Annotated in this window: 21 protein-coding genes, 1 pseudogene and 1 riboswitch; of the genes and pseudogenes, 12 read left to right on the top strand and 10 right to left on the bottom strand. The window is 64.8% G+C overall.

From position 1 onward, the window contains the following. Position 1: 1 nt before the first annotated feature. From ABIA45_RS13805 to ABIA45_RS13780, 6 genes are all read left to right on the top strand, one after another. Positions 2 to 1015, top strand: coding sequence for an ABC transporter ATP-binding protein (locus ABIA45_RS13805; protein ID WP_404652431.1), 1014 nt, complete (start codon positions 2 to 4; stop codon positions 1013 to 1015). Continuing rightward, positions 1012 to 2016, top strand: coding sequence for an ABC transporter ATP-binding protein (locus tag ABIA45_RS13800; RefSeq protein ID WP_404652429.1), 1005 nt, complete (start codon positions 1012 to 1014; stop codon positions 2014 to 2016). Before ABIA45_RS13805 ends, ABIA45_RS13800 begins: the two co-directional genes overlap by 4 nt. 56 nt (positions 2017 to 2072) lie before the next feature. Beyond that, complete coding sequence (locus ABIA45_RS13795; protein WP_271545119.1) at positions 2073 to 3566, top strand: ABC transporter substrate-binding protein; 1494 nt, start codon at positions 2073 to 2075, stop codon at positions 3564 to 3566. Positions 3567 to 3791: 225 nt separating this feature from the next. Then, positions 3792 to 5018: an amidase family protein gene (locus ABIA45_RS13790; protein WP_404652428.1), complete on the top strand. Its 1227-nt coding sequence runs from the start codon at positions 3792 to 3794 to the stop codon at positions 5016 to 5018. Continuing rightward, on the top strand, positions 5015 to 5446 hold the full coding sequence (locus ABIA45_RS13785; RefSeq protein WP_404652427.1) for a hypothetical protein: 432 nt from the start codon (positions 5015 to 5017) through the stop codon (positions 5444 to 5446). Before ABIA45_RS13790 ends, ABIA45_RS13785 begins: the two co-directional genes overlap by 4 nt. A gap of 211 nt (positions 5447 to 5657) precedes the next feature. Further along, positions 5658 to 6044: a nuclear transport factor 2 family protein gene (locus ABIA45_RS13780; protein ID WP_404652426.1), complete on the top strand. Its 387-nt coding sequence runs from the start codon at positions 5658 to 5660 to the stop codon at positions 6042 to 6044. Positions 6045 to 6559: 515 nt separating this feature from the next. Here the strand turns inward: ABIA45_RS13780 and ABIA45_RS13775 are convergent. Next, positions 6560 to 6877, bottom strand: coding sequence for a hypothetical protein (locus ABIA45_RS13775; RefSeq protein ID WP_404652424.1), 318 nt, complete (start codon positions 6875 to 6877; stop codon positions 6560 to 6562). Positions 6878 to 7721: 844 nt separating this feature from the next. Next, positions 7722 to 8678: a LysR family transcriptional regulator gene (locus ABIA45_RS13770; RefSeq protein ID WP_404652423.1), complete on the bottom strand. Its 957-nt coding sequence runs from the start codon at positions 8676 to 8678 to the stop codon at positions 7722 to 7724. Positions 8679 to 8771: 93 nt separating this feature from the next. Here ABIA45_RS13770 and styA point away from each other — a divergent pair, with 93 nt between their 5' ends. From styA to ABIA45_RS13755, 3 genes and pseudogenes are all read left to right on the top strand, one after another. Continuing rightward, on the top strand, positions 8772 to 10022 hold the full coding sequence (gene styA, locus ABIA45_RS13765; RefSeq protein WP_404652422.1) for a styrene monooxygenase subunit StyA: 1251 nt from the start codon (positions 8772 to 8774) through the stop codon (positions 10020 to 10022). A gap of 70 nt (positions 10023 to 10092) precedes the next feature. Beyond that, on the top strand, positions 10093 to 10395 hold the full coding sequence (locus ABIA45_RS13760) for an EthD family reductase (protein WP_404652421.1): 303 nt from the start codon (positions 10093 to 10095) through the stop codon (positions 10393 to 10395). Then, positions 10395 to 10844: pseudogene (locus ABIA45_RS13755) on the top strand (flavin reductase family protein); the annotation flags it as partial. The gene ABIA45_RS13760 and the pseudogene ABIA45_RS13755, both read left to right, overlap by 1 nt. Positions 10845 to 10951: 107 nt before the next feature. On the opposite strand, the gene ABIA45_RS13750 reads toward ABIA45_RS13755, so the two are convergent. The 3 genes from ABIA45_RS13750 to ABIA45_RS13740 all read right to left on the bottom strand — a co-directional run bounded on the left by ABIA45_RS13750 (position 10952) and on the right by ABIA45_RS13740 (position 13617). Beyond that, positions 10952 to 11863 carry an arginase family protein gene (locus ABIA45_RS13750; protein ID WP_404652419.1) on the bottom strand — a complete coding sequence of 304 codons (912 nt, stop codon included), beginning with the start codon at positions 11861 to 11863 and terminating at the stop codon, positions 10952 to 10954. A gap of 180 nt (positions 11864 to 12043) precedes the next feature. Beyond that, the gene (locus ABIA45_RS13745; RefSeq protein WP_404652417.1) at positions 12044 to 12682 is read right to left on the bottom strand and encodes an alpha/beta hydrolase; all 639 of its coding nucleotides are present in this window, start codon (positions 12680 to 12682) and stop codon (positions 12044 to 12046) included. Next, entirely contained in the window at positions 12679 to 13617 is a 939-nt protein-coding gene (locus tag ABIA45_RS13740) for a ring-cleaving dioxygenase (protein WP_275509260.1), read from the bottom strand. Before ABIA45_RS13740 ends, ABIA45_RS13745 begins: the two co-directional genes overlap by 4 nt. 128 nt (positions 13618 to 13745) lie before the next feature. On the opposite strand from ABIA45_RS13740, the gene ABIA45_RS13735 reads away from it, so the two are divergent. Then, complete coding sequence (locus ABIA45_RS13735) at positions 13746 to 14645, top strand: LysR family transcriptional regulator (protein ID WP_404652416.1); 900 nt, start codon at positions 13746 to 13748, stop codon at positions 14643 to 14645. Here ABIA45_RS13735 and bluB read toward each other — a convergent pair. From bluB to cobU, 3 genes are read right to left on the bottom strand one after another with little or no spacing between them, the layout of a single operon-like run. Then, positions 14642 to 15274 (bottom strand): 5,6-dimethylbenzimidazole synthase, encoded by a 633-nt coding sequence (bluB, locus tag ABIA45_RS13730; protein WP_404652414.1) that lies wholly within the window; start codon positions 15272 to 15274, stop codon positions 14642 to 14644. The two genes, ABIA45_RS13735 and bluB, sit on opposite strands and share 4 nt — an antisense overlap. A 4-nt stretch (positions 15275 to 15278) precedes the next feature. Next, positions 15279 to 16061, bottom strand: coding sequence for an adenosylcobinamide-GDP ribazoletransferase (gene cobS / locus ABIA45_RS13725; RefSeq protein ID WP_404652412.1), 783 nt, complete (start codon positions 16059 to 16061; stop codon positions 15279 to 15281). Then, the gene (gene cobU / locus ABIA45_RS13720; protein WP_404652410.1) at positions 16058 to 16561 is read right to left on the bottom strand and encodes a bifunctional adenosylcobinamide kinase/adenosylcobinamide-phosphate guanylyltransferase; all 504 of its coding nucleotides are present in this window, start codon (positions 16559 to 16561) and stop codon (positions 16058 to 16060) included. Before cobU ends, cobS begins: the two co-directional genes overlap by 4 nt. A 120-nt stretch (positions 16562 to 16681) precedes the next feature. Between cobU and cbiB the strand changes: the two genes are divergently transcribed. Together cbiB and cobD are read left to right on the top strand one after the other, a co-directional pair. Then, complete coding sequence (gene cbiB, locus ABIA45_RS13715; RefSeq protein ID WP_404652408.1) at positions 16682 to 17623, top strand: adenosylcobinamide-phosphate synthase CbiB; 942 nt, start codon at positions 16682 to 16684, stop codon at positions 17621 to 17623. An 11-nt stretch (positions 17624 to 17634) separates the two neighbouring features. Next, a complete protein-coding gene (gene cobD, locus ABIA45_RS13710) occupies positions 17635 to 18600 on the top strand; it encodes a threonine-phosphate decarboxylase CobD (protein ID WP_404655667.1) in 966 nt (321 codons plus the stop codon). Here cobD and ABIA45_RS13705 read toward each other — a convergent pair. After that, on the bottom strand, positions 18589 to 20037 hold the full coding sequence (locus tag ABIA45_RS13705) for a cobyric acid synthase (RefSeq protein ID WP_404652407.1): 1449 nt from the start codon (positions 20035 to 20037) through the stop codon (positions 18589 to 18591). The genes cobD and ABIA45_RS13705 overlap by 12 nt on opposite strands. Before the next feature lie 221 nt (positions 20038 to 20258). Beyond that, positions 20259 to 20894 carry a cob(I)yrinic acid a,c-diamide adenosyltransferase gene (cobO, locus tag ABIA45_RS13700; protein WP_404652406.1) on the bottom strand — a complete coding sequence of 212 codons (636 nt, stop codon included), beginning with the start codon at positions 20892 to 20894 and terminating at the stop codon, positions 20259 to 20261. A 40-nt stretch (positions 20895 to 20934) separates the two neighbouring features. After that, positions 20935 to 21156: riboswitch (cobalamin riboswitch) on the top strand. Positions 21157 to 21188 lie beyond the last annotated feature (32 nt).

The raw sequence follows: 21188 nt of genomic DNA, 5'->3' as shown, positions 1-21188 counted from the left end.
GATGGCCGAGCGCTCCGACACGCCGCTGATCGAGGTCGAAAATCTCGGCGTCCGCCTCAACACCAGCCGTGGGCCGGCGCACGCCGTGCGCGGTGTCAGCTTTGCGCTGAGGCGCGGCGAGACGCTCGGGCTCGTCGGCGAGTCAGGCTGCGGCAAGTCGGTCACGGCGTTGTCGTTGATGGGGCTGCTGCCGGACAGTGCCGTCGTCACCGGCAGCATCAAGCTGGACGACGACGAGATCGTCGGACTTGCGGATGCGGATTATTGCCGCCTGCGCGGCAACCGCATCAGCATGATCTTCCAGGAGCCGATGACTGCGCTCAATCCGATGCACAGGATCGGCAATCAGGTCGCCGAGCCGCTGCGGCGTCATAAGAATTATTCGGCGGCGCAGGCGCGTCGGGAAGCAATTGCCTTACTCGACCGCGTCGGGCTGCCCGACCCCGCACGTCGTGTCGATGCCTATCCGCATCAGTTCTCCGGCGGCCAGCGCCAGCGCGTCACCATCGCGATGGCGCTAGCCTGCGAGCCGGACCTGTTGGTCGCGGACGAGCCGACCACTGCGCTCGACGTCACCATCCAGGGCCAGATCCTCGACCTCATCGCCGATCTCGTCGAGGAGCGCGGCATGTCGATGATCCTGATCTCGCACGATCTCGGCGTCATCGCCGAGAACGTGCAGCGCATGATGGTGATGTATGGCGGCACCGTCGTCGAAAGCGGGCCGACCGACGAGGTGTTCCGTCGCATGGGCCATCCCTACACGCAGGGCCTGTTCCGTGCCCGGCCCAAGCTCGGCGCACGCAAGGGGACGCGGCTGAAGACGATCTCGGGCACGGTGCCGGAGCTCGCCGATCTTCCGTCCGGCTGCACCTTCTCCGATCGCTGTCCACTCGTGATCGATCAGTGCCGTGCCGCGCTGCCGCCGATGGTGGATGTCGGCCCCGGCCATTTTGCGCGCTGCATCAGAACGGACGTGTCGATGGCCGAGCGCGTCGGAGCGCTGACCGCATGAGCATCGCCCCGCTTCTCGACGTCAGGGATCTCGAGCAGCGCTACACGCTGCCGCGCGAGAGTCTGTTCCGTCCGCCGGGGCAGGTGCGCGCGCTTAACGGCGTCAGCGTGCAGGTCCGGGCCGGCAAGAGCCTCGGCATCGTCGGCGAGTCCGGCTCCGGCAAGTCCACCTTCGCGCGCGTCGTGATGGCGCTGGAGCGGCCGACCGCAGGACAGGTCGCGCTGCTCGGACGCGATCTCAATCGCCTGCCGGCCGACGAACTGCGCCGGGCCCGGCGCGATTTCCAGATGGTGTTCCAGGACCCCTATGGCTCGCTCGATCCGCGGCAGACCATCGCGCGGATCGTCGCCGAGCCGCTGACCGTGCTGGAAGGCGCCGACCGCACCACGTTCCGCGACCGCGTCGCCGCGGTGCTGCGCCAGGTCGGCTTGCGCGATGCGGATATGGAAAAATATCCGCACGAATTCTCCGGCGGCCAGCGCCAGCGCATCGCGATCGCGCGTGCGCTGATCACGCAGCCGAAGCTGATCGTTGCCGACGAGCCGGTCTCGGCGCTCGACGTCTCCGTGCAGGCCCAGGTGCTGAACCTGATGCAGGACCTCCAGGAGCAGTTCGGCCTGAGCTACATCCTGATTAGCCACGACCTCGCCGTCGTCGACTATCTCTGCGATGAGGTCGCGGTGATGTATCTCGGCCGCATCGTCGAGCAGGGCCGGCCGGAGGATCTGTTCGAGCGCTGCGCCCATCCCTATACGCGGGCGCTGCTGGATGCGGTACCGCGGGCACGCGCCGGAGGTGGCCGGCGCCGCCGCGGAGCCCAGGCGATCGCCTCGCAATCGGCGGCGACGGCCGGATGCCCCTATGCATCGCGCTGCGCTCTTGCCGACCAGCATTGTCGCGAGGTTCCGCCTGAGTTACGCAAGGTGGGCGAGGGGCACCTTGCCGCCTGCCACAAGGCCGAGGCTGTGATGGCGTTGCCGCAGGCGGCCATGGAAGGTTAGTGTTCGGGGCAGGATTGGCGTTAAGCTGGAAACAGGATCGGTTGGGGAGTTCGCGCATGTTCAGGAAACTATCGATCGTCGCATTTGCAGCTGCGCTCGTCGCGGCGCCTTTGCCGGTGCTGGCGCAGAGCAAGAAGGACAGCGTCGTCATGGGGATGACGCTGGAGCCGCCGGGGCTCGACCCCACCAATGCCGCCGCTGCCGCGATCGCAGAGGTCACGCTCTACAACATCTATGAGACGCTGACCAAGATCAACGAGGACGGCTCCACCTCGCCGCTGCTCGCCGAGAGCTGGACCGCTTCGCCCGATCTGAAGACCTATACGTTCAAGCTGCGCAAGGGCGTCAAATTCCACAATGGCGAAACGTTCGATTCCGCTGCGGTGAAGTTCTCGTTCGAGCGCAACGCGGCGCCGACCAGCACCAACAAGGACAAGAGCCTGTACCAGGCCTTCGAGAAGGTCGAGACGCCCGACGCCGACACCGTCGTGATCACCGTGAAATATTCCGAGCCGAACCTGCCGTTCCTGCTCGGGCAGGCGGGCGGCTCGATCGTCGAGCCGAAGAGCGCTGGCACCAATGTCACGCAGCCGGTCGGCACCGGACCGTACCAGCTTGGCGCCTGGGCCAAGGGCTCTTCGATCACGCTGAACAAATGGGCCGGCTACCGCAACGCCTCCGCGATCAAGCTGTCGAAGGTGACGATCCGCTTCATCTCCGATCCGGCGGCGCAGGCCGCGGCGCTGCTCTCGAACGACGTCGACGCGTTCCCGCGCATCGCAACCCGCGTGGTTGCTCAGTTCAAGTCTGATCCGCGCTTCACGGTGCTGATCGGCGGCTCCAGGGCCAAGACCATCGTGGCCATCAACCATCGCAAGAAGCCGCTCGACGACGTCCGCGTTCGCCGCGCCATCCTCGCCGCGATCGACCGCAAGGCCTTGATCGACGGCGCGGTCGAGGGTTACGGCACGCCGATCGGCAGCTTCTACACGCCGGGATCGCTCGGCTATGTCGACACCACCGGCATCAACCCGTACGATCCCGAGAAGGCCAAGAAGCTGCTGACTGAAGCCGGCGTCACCACGCCGCTCGAACTGTCATTGAAGCTGCCGCCGCCGCCCTATGCGCGGCAAGGCGGCGAGATCGTCGCGGCCCAGCTCGCCAAGGTCGGCATCACCGCCAAGATCGAAAACGTCGAATGGGCGCAATGGCTGTCGCAGGTTTTCGCCGGCAATGGCCCGCACAATTTCGATCTCACCATCGTCAGCCATGTCGAACCGTTCGACCTCGTCAAGATCACGGAGCCGGACTACTACCTCGGCTACAACAACGAGAAGTTCAACGCGCTCTACAAGCAGATCGTCTCGACGCCGGACGAAGCCGGCCGCGCCAAGCTGCTCGGTGACGCCCAGCGCATGCTGGCGACCGATGCAGTCTCGGCTTACCTGTTCCAGCCGCAATGGCCCACCGTCATCAACAAGAAGCTGAAGGGCGTCTGGAAAGAAGTCCCGCAGTTCGAGAACGACTTCTCCGCCTGGTATTGGGAATAGGCGGCGTCTGCTGTGTCCTCTCCACGCGTTGGAGAGGGCAGCTCCAAGCAAAACCTGAAAAACAACCCCATGCACAGTAGCCAGGGTCAGTCATTTCAATGGCTTGCACGTTGCGCCTGTGTGATCGACGCGATGCGCCCGAAAGTTGACCCGTCGGGCAAAACACTGGCATGATGGCATGCTCGAGTCTCGTGGTGGAGACGCGCGCCGTCGGTCGAGGCAGAAGTGCAGAAATCATCCCGCCGCAATGCCGGCATTGCCGCGGCGGCAGCCAGCGCCGAGGCGCCGATCTCCCCAAAGCTTGATCATGCGAGGCTCGATCATGCGTCGATGAGCGATATCGCTCATGCTTTGGCCGATGGGCATGTCACTGCGACGGCGCTGGTCAAAGCCTATCTCGCGCGCATCGCAGCCTACGACCGCGACGGGCCCAAGCTCAACGCGGTCCGCGCGCTCAATCCCGATGCACTCGCGATCGCGGGCAGGCTCGACGGCGTCAAGCCATCGGCCGAGCGGCCGCTGGCCGGCATCCCGATCCTGGTGAAGGACAACATCGCGACCGGCGACGCGCAGCCGACCACGGCGGGCTCGCTGGCGCTGGAAGGCGCGCGCGCACGGGACGATGCGACGCTCGTCAAGCTGCTGCGCGAGGCCGGCGCGGTGATCCTCGGCAAGGCGAACCTGACCGAGCTTTCCAACATGCTCGCGGTCGACATGCCCTCTGGCTATTCGTCGCTGGGCGGTCAGGTGAAGAATCCCTATGCGCCGGCGCTGGCCGACGATCACGGCATCCCCCTCGTGTCCCCGGGCGGCTCGAGCGCGGGTTCGGCGGTCGCGGTGGCGGCCGGTCTATGCGCGGCCTCGATCGGCACGGAGACTTCGGGCTCGCTGCTATTCCCGGCGAGTCAGAACGGCCTTGTCACCGTGAAGCCGACCGTCGGGCTGATCAGCCGTGCCGGCATCGTGCCGATCTCGCGTAGCCAGGACAGCGCGGGACCGATGACGCGGACCGTGCGCGACGCGGCGCTGCTGCTCAACGTGCTCGCTGCGAAGGACCCGCTCGATCCAGCGACGCAAAAGCAGCGGCGGCCGGCCGACTACACCGCCGGGCTTGCGGCCGACGCGATGAAGGGCGCGCGCATCGGCGTGCCCAGCGATCCCGCCGACCCGCTGAACGACTGCTATTACGGCAAGCTGCCACCGAAGTCGGCCAAGCTGATGGCCGAAGCGATTCAAATGCTGGAGGATCTCGGAGCCGTCATTGTGCGTGCTAGCATGCCGACGCTTGGGTGGATCGGCGGGCCGGGTACGACGATGGCCGTGCTCAACCGCAATCCGCTGAGCGCCCACAAAGGCACGATTGCCCGACCGCCGGTCGTCTTCCTCTACGAAATGAAGCACGACCTCAATCTGTATCTGAAGGATTGGGCAACACAGACATCAAGGCCATGACCGACATCGTTGCCTTCAACGAGGCGAATGCGGACAGGGCGCTGCGTTTCGGCCAGGACCACTTTCTCGCGGCGGAGATGACCAGGGGCGATCTCAGCGAGCGCGAGTACAAATCGGCGCGCGCCATGGACCTGCTCTCGGCCAAGACGCGTGGCATGGATGCCTATATGAGCCGGCACAAGCTCGACGCCGTGCTTTTCCCCGGCGCATACGGCGCGGCAATCGCTGCCAAGGCGGGCTATCCCAGCGTCATGGTGCCGGGCGGGTTCGTTTCGGGGACAGACGACGGCAAGGACACGCCCGACTATCCGTTCGGCGTCACCTTCGCAGGCCGCGCCTGGAGCGAGCACAAGCTGCTGCGCCTGGCCTACGCGTATGAGCAGGCCTCCGCCAAGCGCAAGGCGCCGCCCGGTTTGCCGGCGCTTTAGAGTGCGCTGTGCGTGCGCCGGTTGGTGGCGGTGGCATGTGCTGACAAATCCGCTGTCTGTTCTCACCGATACAGCGGACGCGCCGTCCCTGCCCCGGAGAGGGCGCTTTGTGACTCGAAGGCGACATCGACCAGACGTCTAATCGGCCCTTCAACTCACCTGCGTGCCCTTGTGTTATTGTATGCCTTCCGGGAACTCGATGGAGGGAAGGATGGACATTCGATCGAAATTGACGGCGCTGTGTGAAGCGTTCAACGCGCACGACTTGGATTCCATCATGGAGTTCTTTGCTGACGATTGTGTCTTGGAGATGCCGAGGGGAAGCAAGCCTTGGGGCTCCCGCTTCGAGGGCAAACGCAACGTACGAGACGGGCTCGCGGCGCGCTTTGAAGGCTTACCGGATGTTCACTACGGCGACGCCGAGCATTTTGTGGATACGATGGCAAACACGGGCATTTCAAAATGGACGCTGACGGGCACTACAGGCGAAGGAAAAAAGATCGAGGTCCGAGGATGTGACTTTTACACTTTTCGCGCGGACGAGGTGATCCGCAAAGACTCATATTGGAAGATTATTGAAGGACCTTCGTCAGCTTAACGACGCACATGTCCGAATGTGGCCCAGAGGTGCAGGTCCGCGCAGCGTCTCTGTTGTCGGCTCATCGGGGAAATCGGAAGTAACCCGCCGTGCCGACAATTGGCGCTCATGACCCGGAGCAGACGTGTCACTTGAGAGCGCCGTCTCGCTTCATTGCTGACTTCATCTCGGCCATGGTCGCGCTCGCGGGAATGCGCCTCTCCTTGAGAACCCAAACGCCACAGAGCCAACCCAATCCCCCTCCAATGATGGGAGCGACGATCAACTGCCATAATCCAAAATTGAGAACGAGATTTCCCAAGAAGAACCCGAGGGCTCCGAGGGTTGCGATAAGCCCGGCATAGGAAAACTTGTCCAGTAGATTATCCGGTGATCTCACGAGGCCACCAATTGGTTGTTGCCATCTAGCTGAATAGGCTGAGCCGATTTTGGTGTTTGCTGTTTGCAGTGGACCGGATGCGGGATCGCACTTGCCCTGACCACCGCTTTTGACCCACAGCCGGCTCTCGCGAGCTTCAGGAAGTCGCTCTCGCCTTCATCAAAACGAACAGGTGAGAACCGGCGGCTATGAGCGAGAAGATCACTATCCCCAATTCAGCACCGTGCACATGCTGCGGCGCATATGTCGAAGCGAGTAAGATGAAGAGCCGGACTGCCGCCATAAAAGCAATCATCCCCCACATAGCGAGCCACTTTGGGGCATACCAAGTTGGCTCGCCGCTCGAACTCCATTGCATAGCAACGCGCTTACTTACGATACGTGGGCCAAGATAAAGGTTTAGCCCGACGACCGCCGCGATAGCGAAGCCAAAGACATAGTCTGCTGGGAGCATGGTTGCCGTCTTCCAATCACCGGGCGAGACTATCAAGAGACGTAGGGACAATCCATTCATGTTTAGATGGAACTGCCCGCGCCTGTTTCCTTATGGTTGCCGGTAGATTGACCGGGCGCGACGACCGCTTCTGGCCCGAAGGCGAAGTTGCGGCTCCGCTCGCGGAGGTCCGCTCATCGTAGTGAACCTGACTAGATTTGCTCAACCTGAGTTCTTCGCATTTTGACCCCAAGCGGACCACGCCGCATTCGCGAGCGTTGATCAATCAATACGACCCGCTATACAGCAGCAGCCCGTCGGCGGATGAAGAGGTGTCATGAACAGCCAGGAATTCGTTGAAGCCATCAAGCGCTATGTGGGGGATGCCGCAATCGAAGATACAGTAGCCCTCCTGAAGAACCCGCCGGGCAGAAACGTGCCACGCGAACAGCGTGTGCGCTCAGAATGGTACCAAAGCCTGCGAGCGGGAGACGCCGATAACGTCAATGCCGTAATTGCGACAGCACCATCAAACGCTGTTTGGGCTTCTGGCGGTGCTCGATGGCGTGCGATCCGTCGACAACGAAGGGGGGCGCTTCGAGCTAACCTATGTTGGTTCGACGCGGGTTGTGCTCAATGATCAGCAGGCCACAAGTCTACACGATCTCTTAAACGCCTCGAATTGATGTCTGCTCGCCGGTGCCACGAGCACGTATACTTCCTCGTATCGGTTAGAGGCAAAGTCCGCTTTTGCCCCTGAGCCGAACAATGGTGAGGCCATCGCAATGTTGGCTCGAAGGCGTAGACCGGACGAGCCGTGCTTACCTCGGCTGCCGCTTTGTAACCCTTCGCAGACGTCGAACGCTCAACGGAACGAGCCAACTTCCGTGGTTGCCGAAGCGGCGAGATCGGCGTTTCGAAGGCGGTCAACGAGCGTGAAGACGTCCGCACGTTCGATGATCAGATCGCGGAACAGCCGCGCCCGGTGTGACATCCATTGCGGGTCGGGATAGACGACATGCATGGGCAGCGGCGGCACGACGAAGTCGGGCAGCACATGGACGAGGCGGCCGGCCGCGATGTGCTCCTGGGTACACCAGTTCGGCAGCACGGCGACGCCTATCCCCTCCAATGCAGCCAGCGTCATCACGTCCGCATCGTCGCAGGTCATCGCCGGCGCGATGTCCACGACGTAACGGCCGGTTTCGGATTCGAACGTCCATTGATTCTTCTGCGACAGACGCGAGTAGGTGATGCACGGCATGCGGCGCAGATGATCCGGCAGCGAGGGCAGCTGATGACGCGCGAGCAGCCCGGGCGCCGCCACCAGCAGGCGTTTAATAGTGCCCACCCGCCGCGCCACCAATGAACTCGAATTGAGGCTGCCGATCCGTATCGCGAGCTCGGTTCCGGTTTCGATCAGGTCGACAAACTGTTCGGTAAAACTGACGTCGAGCCGGACATCAGGATAGCGGCGGGTGTATTCGGCGAAGATCTCACGGAAGAAGAAGCGGCCGAACGAGGTCGGCACCGTCATGCGCAACGTCCCTGACGGATTGCCGATCCGGCTCTGCGTCGGCGCGCCCGCGCTCTCGAGCAGCGCGACAATGTCCTTGGCGTACTTCAACACGCGGTCGGCTTCCGGGGTCGGCCGCAGCTTGCGCGTGGTGCGCACGAACAGCCGGCAGCGAAACTCGGCTTCCAGCAGCGCAATCCGCTTGCTGATCGCCGGCTGCCCCAAACCGAGGTCGTCGGCGGCCTGGGTGAAACTCCCTGCCTCCATCACCCGGATGAAGGTCTGCAGCGCCTCGATCCGGTCCATTCATTCCTCGCCGGAATTTATAATATTCTCACCATTCCATATACGGCATGGCTGGTCCGGTCTAGCCTCCCTGCGTTCAGGGGAGGAACGCGAATGAGCAAATCGATCGGCATTCTCGGGGCCGGTATCGGCGGCCTGCATCTGGCGCTCTACCTGCAGAACGAGGGCATTGCGGCAACCGTGCTGACGGATCGCGCCCCGGAGCAGTATGCGGCGACACGGCTGATGAACACCGTCGCGCATCACGGCGTCACCATCGCGCGCGAGAACGAGCTCGGCGTGAACCACTGGGATGATCCCCAAGTGGTCTATCACCACCACGATCATTACTTCAATTTCCCCGACGGCGGGCTGCTGTTCCGCGGTGCATTTCAGCGGCCGAGTCGCGCGGTGGATTATCGGATCTACCTGCCGGCCCTGATGAAGGACTTCGAGGATCGTGGCGGCCTGATCGAATATGCCAGCATTCAGGATGACGACATCCCCGCGCTGGTCTCTCGCTTCGACCTTCTCGTCGTCTCCACCGGCAAGGGTGCCCTTGGGCGCATGTTCGCCCACCGGCCCGAACTCTCGCCGTTCACTCGGCCGCAGCGCCTGCTTTGCGTCGGCCTGTATGACGGCGTCGATCACGGCAGCCCCGATGGCGACGATCCGCGCGGCGTCACCCTGTCCGTCTCGCCCGGCCATGGCGAGATGATCGTCATTCCCACGCTGAGCTTCGGCGGCATGAAAACGGCGCTGTTGATGGAAAACATTCCCGGCGGCGACATGGCCGACCTGGTGTCGCTCAGCTACGATGACAACCCGGCAGCATTCCGCCAGACCATTCTGGATAAGCTGGAAAAGCATCATCCGCACACCTACGACCGCATCGACACGCACCGCTTCGGACTGGCCCAGCCGCTCGACCTGCTGCAAGGCGCGGTGGTGCCGACGGTGCGGCAGTCCTGGGTGGCTTTCGACGGCGACAAGCTCGCCATTGCCTTGGGCGACGTTCACTCCGTCGTCGATCCCTTGATGGGCCAGGGCGCCAACATGGCCTCATATGCGGCCTTCGAGCTCGGCAAGGCGATCACCGACGCGGTGGCATTCGATGCGCGCTTCGTCGAGGAGGTCGACCGCGCGCGCGAGAACCGCGTGCTTGCCGCTGCCCGCTGGACCAACATGATGTTGCAGCCGCCATCGGAGGCCATGGGCCGGCTGATCTTCGCCATGTCGCAGGACCGGGCGCTTTGCGACGAGTTCACCGAGAACTTCAATTATCCGGAGCGCCAGTGGGATCGTCTGGCGAGCGACAAACGCATCCACGCCTGGATCGATAGTCGCGCAAAGATCGCCGCCTGACGCCGAACCGCCGTGCGGAATCAGCTCCGCTCCTGGGCGGTTGGCTGAACCATGTCTGAGAGGAACACCAATGCACTGCCTGACCGTTCTTTACCCGACGCCCGACGATCCATCGGCCTTCAGGGCCTATTACGTGGACAAGCACGTATCCCTGGCAGCGACGCTGCCCGGTCTGCTGCGTCATCATTACGCTTTCCCCGAACGATTCGGACCGGGGGAAGCGCCTTTCTGCATCTTCCAGGCCTTCTTCCCCGACGCTGCTGCGATGGACGCGGCGCTCGGTTCGGAGATCGGCCGGAAGGTCGCAGCCGACGTGCCAAACTATTCGCCCAAGGGGGCGACACTCTGCCATTTCACGGTCGAAGGCGCGTGATGGGTCACGTTGCCGAACCGGCCGGTTTTCGGGCAGCTGCATCGCGGTTCGCGACGGGCATTGCGGTCGTCGCGACCGTCGACCGGGATGGCGCGCCGCTCGGCATGACCGCCAACAGCTTCACGACGGTTTCGGCAAACCCGCCAACCGTGCTTGTCTCACTCATGCACGGGCGGACGTGGCAGGCTGTGGCCAAGTCCGGCATCTATTCGGTCAATGTCCTGCATGCGGAAGACGCTCCGCTCTGCGCGCACTTTGCCGGAAGGCCTTTGTTGCGCGACGCTCCGCCACTCGTCGCTCGCCAAGGATTTTTCGTGCTCCCGCAGGCACTCGCGCAGTTCGCCTGCGAGGTGGTCCAATCGATCGATATCGCCGACCACACGCTCTTCATCGGCGAGGTGCGCTGGTGCCGGCACAACGAGGGAGCGCCTCTCGCATTCTACGCCAGCCGTCTTCGAAGGGGCGTTGGGATGGAAATCTGTTCCGCGGATCGTGTTGCCTATTCCGGTGACGGATGGTGTGGACTTGAGACGACTGTGCTCGGAAGGGTGAACCACTATACCTTCCGCCGCCCAATGCAGCCCAGCGCATTGCAGATGATCCGCGCGATCGCAATCGCTCCAAGATTTTGCACGTCGCGCTCGGGAACGAATTCGACGATGTCGAGGCCGACTATTCTGGACCTTGCCGCGACGCCTCGTATGAGATCGACCACGTCGAAATAGGACAGGCCGCCGGGCTGTGGGACGAGCACGCCCGGGATGACCGATGGATCGAGACCGTCGCAATCGATGGTGATCAGGCACTCGCCGTCAGCCTCGATCGCGCCGAGCGCGCTTGCGATTCCGTGACGGTGGACGTGTCTTGCGGTGAAGATCTTCGCGCCCCACGCCTTTGCATCGTCGAATTCGGCACGACCGGAGCCGCCGATGCCGCGCAAGCCGACCTGAACGATGCGCTTGACCCATGGGAGTTCGCTGGCGCGCCGCATCGTGCTGGAGAACGTATAGCCCGATCCGTTGCGCTGATCGCGCCAATCAAGATGGGCGTCGATCTGCAGGATGGTCAGTCCCTTGCTGTCCTGGAACGCTTCGAAGAAAGGGATCGGGACCGAGTCGTCTCCGCCCACGAGGATCGGAACGGCGCCAGCCGAAAGGACGGCTTGCGCGGCTGCTCTGATGGCATCACGGTTGATCTCCGGCGTCATTGGGTCGGTCGGGACGTTTCCACCGTCCAAGACTCTCGTCTTGCTCGGATCGAGCAACTCGGCGTCCTGGTCAAAATCCCAACGGGTGAGATCGCTCTCATAGTGACGCAGCGCGCGACGGATGACGTCGGGCGCTTTTGCGGCATGGCTGGTCTGACCTGCAAGGTACGGGGTGGCATCCGACGCGCCGAACAGGATCGCATCGGCCGCCGGCAGTGCGGCGGTCAAGTCGCAGGCCTCAACACCCAGAAAAGTCGTCATGTCGTGATGCACTACGCGTATCCATGGATCACATATGCATCGGCTCAACGTGCATCGCTTGACCGTGTTCCGATCGGTCGCCCTCTGCGCAGTGACCGAAGCGGCGGGTTAAGCCATGCCGACCGCGCTTTGCGCGGCCGCCAAGGCTAACGCACCCTACACATGCCGCTGCTCGTCAGATCATGCCGCTTCGGCCTCGACCGTGCTGATCCAGTCGCGGGACAGCGCCACATCGGCCTGCGACAATTGGTGGCCTGTTGGCAGCACCTTGTGATCGACGCGCGCGCCGGTGTCCGACAACAACGCCGCGAGGCGTGCCGAATTGCTCGCCGGAACGATCGGGTCGGCGTGACCGGAGAGCAGCAGCACCGGCTTGCCGCCGAGCGCAGGCTTAGGCGGATCCTCGGGCGGATCCGACAACGGCACCATCGCGCGCAGCAGGACCGCGCCGGCAAGCACGTCAGGCTGCAGCAGCAACAGCGCGGCGGCGATGTTGGCGCCGTTGGAGAACCCGACCGCGATCGGCGCGGCGAGGCCGTAGCGTTGCCGCGCCTCCGCGACGAAGTCGCCGAGCTCGTGCGCACGGCGGGCTACGTCCTCCTCGTCGAACACGCCTTCGGCGAGACGGCGGAAGAAGCGCGGCATGCCGTGCTCGAGCACGCGGCCGCGCGGCGAGAGCAGGGCGGAGCCCGGCGAGATCATCTTGCCGAGGCCGAGCAGGTCGTTCTCGTCGCCGCCGGTGCCGTGCAGCAGCAGCAGCGGGGGCGAGCCCGCGCTGGTCGCGGGCTCGAAGCGATGGATGAATGAAGTCTCGGTCATGACGCGGTCTCTTCCAGATTCGGCAGAACGCCCTCGATCTGCTTGCGGTGCGGTTCGAGGAAAGCAGGCAGCTTCAGCTCGCGGCCGAGGCTCGCGACGGGCTCGTCGACGGCAAAGCCGGGGATGTCGGTCGCGATCTCGAACAGCACGCCGCCGGGCTCGCGGAAGTAGATCGAGCGGAAGTAGTTGCGGTCGCGCTGCTCGGTCGGGTGCAGGCCGTGATTGCTGACGAGCTTTTGCGCCATCTCGCCCTGCTCGGCATCGTCGGCCGCGCGGAAGGCGATGTGATGGACGGAGCCGCCGCCCTGATGGCCCCGCAGGAAGCCCTTGGCTTCGTAGATGTCGACGACGCTGCCTTCGACATCGCCGGGCGCCTTGAAACGGATCACCGAGCCCTCGCGCCCGGTCTCCTTGAAGCCGAACACGTCGGTGAGGATGGCCGCCGTCTTCGCCGCGCTGTCGAGCAGCAGGGTCACGCCGTGGAAGCCGCGGATCGCGTGCTCGGCCGGCACGTCGCCATTGCTCCAGCCCGGCTCGTTCTCGGCACCTGATATGCCGACCAGCGCGAGCGCCATGCCATCGGGATCGGTGAACGGCAGCACGGACTCGCCAAAACGCTTCTCCAGCGCCTCATACGCGATGCCCTTCTCGGTGAAGCGCTGCGTCCAATAGCCGAGCGAGCGCTGCGGCACGCGGAAGGCGGTCTGATGGGTCTCGCCGACGCCGCGGCGCCCGGCCGAGACGCCGGCCCAAGGAAAGAAGGTCAGGATGGTGCCGGGGCGGCCGGTCTCGTCGCCATAATAGAAGTGGTACGTGCCGGGATCGTCGAAATTGACCGTCTTCTTGACGAAGCGCAGGCCAAGATCCCGCGTGTAGAAGCCGAAATTGCGGATGGGATCGCCAGCAATCGCGGTGACATGGTGCAGTCCAGACATTGTCGTCCTCCAGATTCGGGGAGCGGTCTTGCTCTGGCCGGAAATATCGTTCCGCTTTAGATTGGAGACAATCCATGCAAATATGACGGCTATGTCTACGATTTGGAAACAATCGACGGGGCGGGCGCTTGGATAAGCTCGGCAGCCTCCGGGCCTTCGTGAAGGTGGTGGAAAGCGGCAGCTTTGCCGAGGCCGGTCGGCAGCTGCGGCTGTCGCGCTCGGCGATCAGCAAGTACATCGCCGACCTCGAGGAGAGCCTCGGCGTCCAGCTTCTGAACCGCACCACAAGGCACGCCAGCCCGACCGAGAACGGCCAGCGCTATTTCGAGCGCGCGGTCGTGACCCTCTCGGAGATCGAGGCTGCCGACCAGGCGGTGACGCAGGCGCAATCGGCACCGCGGGGGCTGCTGCGTGTCAACGCGCCGATGTCGTTCGGCACGATGCGGCTCGGGCCGGTGCTCGCCGATTTCATGGCGCGTTACCCGGAGCTTCAGCTCCAGATCGTGCTCAGCGACGATCTGCTCGATCCCGTGCAGGACGGCTTTGACGTGACCTTGCGGATCGCGGAGCTGGAATCGTCCAGCCTGATCGCGCGCAAGATCATGCCGGTGGCGCGCATGATCTGTGCGTCGCCGGATTATCTCGCCCGGCACGGCACGCCAAAACATCCGCAGGATTTGCGCGAGCATGTTTCGCTGACCTACGGCTTCCTGCTCACGGGCAATCAGTGGAAGCTCACAGGCGGCGACGGCGACCACTGGATCCAGCCCGCCTGGTCGCTCTGCGTCAACAATGCCGAGGTGCTGCGCGATGTCGCCATCAAGGGCAGGGGACTGGCGCTGCTGCCGGAGTTCATTGCGGCCGATGCGTTGCGGAAAGGCGAGTTGCGGACAGTGCTGGATGAGTATTCCGCGCCGCCGCTAGCGCTCTATGCGGTCTATCCGCCGACCCGGCACCTGTCGGTGAAGGTGCGGCTGTTCATCGATTTCCTGGTGGAGCGGTTTGGGCGCGAGGATATTCTCGCCTAGCGCCGCAGCGTGAACGCGTCCGCACTCCGCCGGTGCTCCCATTTCGCCTGCTCCAGCTCGGGCCGGTCGCACTCGATCTCGGGATAGCCGATGCAGAGATAGGCGATGAATTTCCACGAGGGCGGCACGTCGAGGATGGCCTGAATGCGATCCGGATTGAGGATCGACACCCAGCCGATGCCGATGCCCTCGGCGCGCGCGGCGAGCCACATCGCGGTGATCGCGGCGACCACGGAATATTCCGTCGTTTCAGGCATGGTCGCACGGCCGAGGCCGTGACCGATGTCGCTGGCCTTGTCGGCGAACACGGCGAGGTGGCCGGGGGCCTGTTCGAGGCCCGACAGTTTCAGCGTGGCATAGCGCGCGGCCCGGTCGCCGGAGTAGCAGCTCAGCGCGTCGGCATTGCACGCCTTGAAATCGTTCGTGATCGCCCGGCGACGCGCGGCATCGTCGACGACGACGAAGCGCCAGGGCTGGCTGAGGCCGACCGAAGGCGAGAGGCAGGCGGTCTCGATCAGGCGATCGATCGCTCCCTCCGGCAGCGGATCGCTGCGGAAGCGGCGCACGTCGCGACGCCACACGAACAGCTCGCGCAAGTGCTGGCGGAAGTTGTCGTCGAACTCGACCATGAGGTCATCGCCCCATCTGGAAGGACGCGGCCACCAGCAGGATCAGGATCTCGCCTGTCTGCTCGAACGCGCCGAGGATGTCGCCGGTCTGCCCGCCGATCTGGCGGATGGCAAGCCGCGCCAGCAATAGGCCAGCAAGAGACAGCAAGATCAGGCCGACCAGCGCCTTGCCCGGCCCCAACGTCAGGGCAAGCGCAAGCGTTCCAAGCGCGAAGGCGATGGCCACGCTGCGCCCGGGCGGCGCCCCGGCGCCGGCAGACAGGCCATCAGGCCGCGCCGCCGGTACCAGCGACATGAAGGCCGGCAGGCCGGCACGGGCAGCAACGTGCGCCGCGCACAGCGCGAGCATGACGGCCCATGGATTTGCGATCGTCGCAAGCGCGCTCCAGCGCAGGCCGAACGTTAGGATCAGGGCGCAGACGCCATAGGTCCCGATCCGGCTGTCGCGCATGATCTCGAGCTTGCGCTCGCGCGTGCGGCCGCCGCCGAGGCCGTCCGCGGTGTCGGCAAGTCCGTCCTCGTGCAGCGCGCCGGTGATGAGGGCGGTCGTGGCCAGCGCGAGCAAAGCGGCAAGGCTCGGCGTCAGTCCGAAGCGAATGGCGATCTTGTAAGTGAGGGCGCCGGCGAGGCCGACCAGCAGTCCCGCGACCGGCAGCGCCCACATTGCCCGCGCAACGGCGCCGTCGCCCGCAGGCTTCGAGGATGCCACCGGCAGGATCGTCACGAACGATGTCGCCATCCTGAGATCGGCGAGGATGTCCTTGAGAAGCTCGGCGCGCGGGATCATTTCAGCTTCAACGGCAGGCCGGCGACGACGAACTCGACCTCGTCGGCGACACCGGCAATGATCTGGTTCATGATTCCGGCGGCATCACGGAAGCTGCGCGCCAGCGCATTGTCGGGCACGATGCCGAGGCCGACCTCGTTTGTGACGAGGACGACGGGGCTGTTGAGACGGGGCAGGGCATCGGCGAGCTCTCTCACCTCTCGCTCCCAATCGCGCGCCGCATGCATCAGATTGGAGAGCCATAGCGTCAGGCAGTCGACGAGCCTTGCGCCGCTGCCATCGGTTGCGCGCAGCGCAGGCACGAGATCGAGCGGCACCTCGCGCTCGATCCAATCGGTTCCGCGCCGCGCGCGATGCTTCGCGATGCGTTCCTGCATTTCGCCATCGAGCGCCTCGGCGGTCGCGATGTAGACGGGCTGGCCGGCAAAGCTGCGCGCGCGCGCTTCCGCCCGGGTGCTCTTGCCCGATCGCGCCCCACCGGTGATCAAGATGACGGCCATGAAGGTCTCCTGCCGCAGCACTAATCATCAAACGCGGCCAAAGACAAAGCCGAAAACAGGCGGCGAGGGGCTTGCACTCGGCCGCCGTCTTGCGCAACAGGGGCGGGACAGGAGCTAGATGTGGACTTTGCGGGCGCGATGGTGGTGGCGATGGCGGTGGACGCCCTTCTGGGCTGGCCGGCGTGGCTGTTCGCGCGGATCGGGCATCCTGTCACCTGGCTGGGCGGGCTCATTGCGGCCATCGACACCGCCTGGAATCGCGCGTCCGATCCGCCGGCATTGCGTCGAGCGGCCGGCGTCGCCGGCGCGCTTGCGGTGATCGCGCTCTCCGCGGCGCTCGGCTGGGCGCTGCAATCACTGCTTCCTTCGGGCTGGATCCAGATCGTGCTGATTGGCATCCTGGCCTGGCCGCTGGTCGCGCTGCGCTCGCTGCATGATCATGTGGCGGCCGTCGCCATGCCCTTGCTTGCCGGCGACGTCGCCGCCGCGCGCGATGCGGTCTCGCGCATCGTCGGCCGCGATCCCGCAAGCCTCGATGAGGCCGGCATCGCGCGCGCGGCGATCGAGAGCCTTGCCGAGAACGCCTCAGACGGCATCGTCGCGCCGGTGTTCTGGGGCGCGCTGTTCGGCCTGCCCGGTATCCTCGGCTACAAGGCGATCAACACGCTGGACTCCATGATCGGCCATCGCAGCGAACGGCACGAAGCCTTTGGCTGGGCGGCAGCGCGCATCGACGATGTCGCCAATTTCATCCCGGCGCGGCTGACCGGATTCCTGTTCGTGCTGCTGGCACCGCAACGGTCGGAAGCATTGGCCTGCATGACGCGCGATGCACGCCATCATCGCTCGCCCAATGCCGGCTGGCCGGAAGCGGCGATGGCGGGCGGACTCGGTGTGCGGCTCAGCGGTCCCCGCATCTATCACGGCAGCGCGACCGACGAGCCCTGGCTGAACAAAGGCGCGCGCGATCCGCGCGCCGCCGACATCGCGGAGGCGCTGACCGTCTACCGTCGCGCCATGCTGCTGGTCGCAGGCCTGCTTGCGATCCTGGCCTTCGCATGAAACAACGGGGCATGCGCGAGCACGGTGGAAATCTGGACCTGGCCCAGCAGCGTTTTGGCGGACGCGCGGAGGATTGGATCGATCTGTCGACCGGCATCAACCGGCTGCCCTATCCCGTGAGCGAGGTGAGCGCGCGCGCGTGGAGCGCGCTGCCGTCACGTGCCGAGATCGAGGCGCTGCATCAGGCCGCAGGGCACGCGTACCGCACCGGCGCGCCAATCGTTGCGCTTGGCGGTGCGCAGGCTGCGATCCAATTGCTGCCGCAACTCGTGCCGCCCGGTCGCGCGCGTATTTTCGCGCCGACCTACAATGAATATGCCGGCGTGCTGTCTGCCGCAGGCTGGGAGGTGCAGGAAGTCGGAGAGCTTGGCGCGCTGCCGGGCGCGGACCTCGCCATCGTCGTCAATCCCAACAATCCGGATGGCCGGCGTTCTGCGCCACAGGATCTATTGGCGCTGCTGCCGCGCGTCGGCCGTCTCGTCATTGACGAGAGCTTTGCCGACGCCGTTCCGCAGCTGTCGCTTGCGCCGCAGGCGAATCAGGCGGGACTGCTGGTGCTGCGCTCGTTCGGCAAGTTTTACGGGCTTGCCGGCCTGCGGCTCGGATTCGCCATCGGTCATGCCGCCGACATCGGCAGGCTTGCCGCGATGTCCGGTCCATGGCCCGTTTCGGGCGCAGCGATCGAAATCGGCTGCCGTGCCTTGCGCGATGAGGCCTGGGCCGAGGCGGCGTCGGCGCGGCTCGCGCGCGATTGTGCTCGCCTCGACGAGATGGCGTCTTCGCAAGGCTGGCGGCTCATCGGCGGCACACCGCTGTTTCGTCTTTACCAGACGCGTGACGCGCTGGCCGCGCAGGAGAAGCTCGCGCGTGGGCAAATCTGGCCCCGCGTCTTCGCGCAACAGCCGACATGGTTGCGGCTCGGGCTTCCCGGCGGTGAAGCCGAATGGACGCGCCTTGCCGAGGGCCTAGCGCGCTAGCGCGAGCAGGCCTTCGACGTCGAGATGCTCCTCGATGTGATCGGCCAGTGCATTGAGCGCGCTCTCGATCCTGGCGTGATAGGGCTCGTCGCCTGCGGGAATGTCGAGCTCGGCGAGATACGCCTTGCGGAAATCATCCGACGTGAACAGGCCGTGCAGATAGCTGCCCTGCACTCGGCTGTCCCTGGAGATCGCGCCTTCCGCCTCGCCGCTCACCTTCGCAAATGGCCGCGCACGATCGGGGCCTTCGGTGCGGCCGATATGGATCTCATAGGCTTCGATCGGCTGCTCGGTGGTTGCGTGCACGGCCGCAACACGCGTGAGGGTTTTTTGCGGGCTCATCACCGTCTCGACATCGAGAAGCCCGAGGCCCGGCGTGTCGCCGGCGGGGCCCTCGATGCCTTCGGGGTCGGCGACGCTGCGTCCCAGCATCTGATAGCCGCCGCAGAGGCCGAGCACATGGCCGCCCCGGCGGTGGTGCGCGAGCAGGTCGATGTCCCAGCCCTGCGTGCGCAGGAAGGCGAGGTCGCCGCGCGTGGATTTGGAGCCGGGAATGATGACGAGGCGCACGTCGCCCGGGATCGCTTCGCCCGGGCGCACCATCACGAGATCGACGCCTGGCTCGAGCTTGAGCGGATCGAGATCGTCGAAGTTGGCAATCCGCGACAGCGCGAGACAGGCGATCTTGCATCGGCCCGGCTTGCGCGCATCGCGCAGGCCGAGCGCGTCTTCGGCCGGCAGCTCGCCAGCACGCGGAAACCAGGGCAGCACGCCAAACCCGCGCCATGCGGTCTTTTGCTCGATCAGATTGTAGCCGTCGTCGAACAGGGTGGGGTCGCCGCGGAACTTGTTGATGACGAAGCCGGAGATCATCGCGGCATCGTCGGGGTCGATCACCGTCTTGATGCCGACGAGCTGGGCAATGACACCGCCGCGGTCGATGTCGCCGACCAGCACGACCGGCACATTCGCCTTGCGGGCAAAGCCCATATTGGCGATGTCGGACCTGCGCAAATTCACCTCGGCCGGGCTGCCGGCACCTTCGACCAGCACGAGATCGGCGCGCGCCTTCAGGCGCTCGAAACTCTCGAGCACCGCGCCCATCAGCGACGGCTTCATCGCCGCGTAGTCGCGCGCGCGTGCGGTCGCGATGCGCTTGCCGTGAACCACGACTTGCGCGCCGACATCGGTCTCGGGCTTGAGCAGCACCGGGTTCATGTCGGTGTGCGGCTCGACACCGGCGGCGAGCGCCTGCAGCGCTTGGGCGCGGCCGATCTCGCCGCCGTCGACGGTGACCGCGGCGTTGTTCGACATGTTCTGCGGCTTGAACGGCAGCACCCGCAGACCACGGCGCGCAAAGGCGCGCGCAAGGCCGGCGACGATGAGCGACTTGCCCACGTCCGAGCCGGCCCCCTGGATCATCAATGCGCGTGCCATCGATATCTTTTAAAGCGGAATGGGATTGAGTTGAATCAAGCAGCTGCGGGCTCGGTGCACCTCTCCCGCTTGCGGGAGAGGTCGTGCCGAAGGCACGGGTGAGGGTTTTCTCCTCTTGGGGGCTCTCGATTGCGTAGATGCCCTCTCCCCAACCCTCCCCCGCAAGCGGGGGAGGGAGCATACCTCCCTTGGCGCAGCATTAGAATCCAATCTCATCAGCATCAAAACTCGACGCCGGCCTGCGCCTTGATGCCGGAACGGAACGGATGCTTGACCAGCGTCATCTCGGTGACGAGGTCGGCGATCTCGATCAGCTCGTCCTTGGCGTTGCGCCCGGTGAGCACGACATGCGTCATCGCAGGCTTTTGGGTCGTCAGGAACTCGACGACTTCGGCGATATCGAGATAGTCGTAGCGCAGCGCGATGTTGATCTCGTCGAGCACGACCATGCGCAGCCGCTCGTCGAGGATCAGCTCTTTGGCCTTCTCCCAGCCGGCGCGTGCGGCGGCGATGTCGCGGGCGCGGTCCTGCGTCTCCCAGGTGAAGCCTTCGCCCATCGCGTGGAACTGACAGAGGTCGCCGAAATGGCCGGTGAGCAGTCGCCGCTCGCCCGTGTCCCAGGCGCCCTTGATGAATTGCACCACCGCGCAAGGGAAGCCATGCGCGACGCAGCGGACGATCATGCCGAAGGCCGAGGAGGATTTTCCCTTGCCGGCGCCGGTATGGACGATGATCAGGCCCTTTTCGCCGCTCTTGGTCGCCATGATCTTGTCGCGGGCGGCCTTCTTCTTCGCCATTTTCTGGGCATGCCTGATGTCGGTTTCCTCGGCTGTTTGGGTATCCGGTTCAGATGTCATGGGACCCGGTCCTTCGGCTTGACAAGTGGCGGCCACCGGCAAATGGTGGCCCGGCGTTGGTTCCTGTCCTATGACAGGCGAAGAGGGAATGCGATAGGGTCCGAATCGGCAAGATCTGGATCCAAACTGCAGCCGCCCCCGCGACCGTGACCGGAGAGATGCCCGAAGCCACTGATTCCTTTTGGAATCGGGAAGGCGGGGATCGAAGGGCCAAAACCCTGCTCCGCAAGCCGGGAGACCTGCCAGCGCGGACGAGTTTTGGACCGGCGGACGGGGTGTTCCGCGACGGGGAAG

It is taken from the genome of Bradyrhizobium sp. USDA 336, assembly GCF_044908355.1.
GTDB lineage: Bacteria > Pseudomonadota > Alphaproteobacteria > Rhizobiales > Xanthobacteraceae > Bradyrhizobium > Bradyrhizobium yuanmingense.
This window is presented reverse-complemented; position numbering and strand designations above follow the sequence as displayed.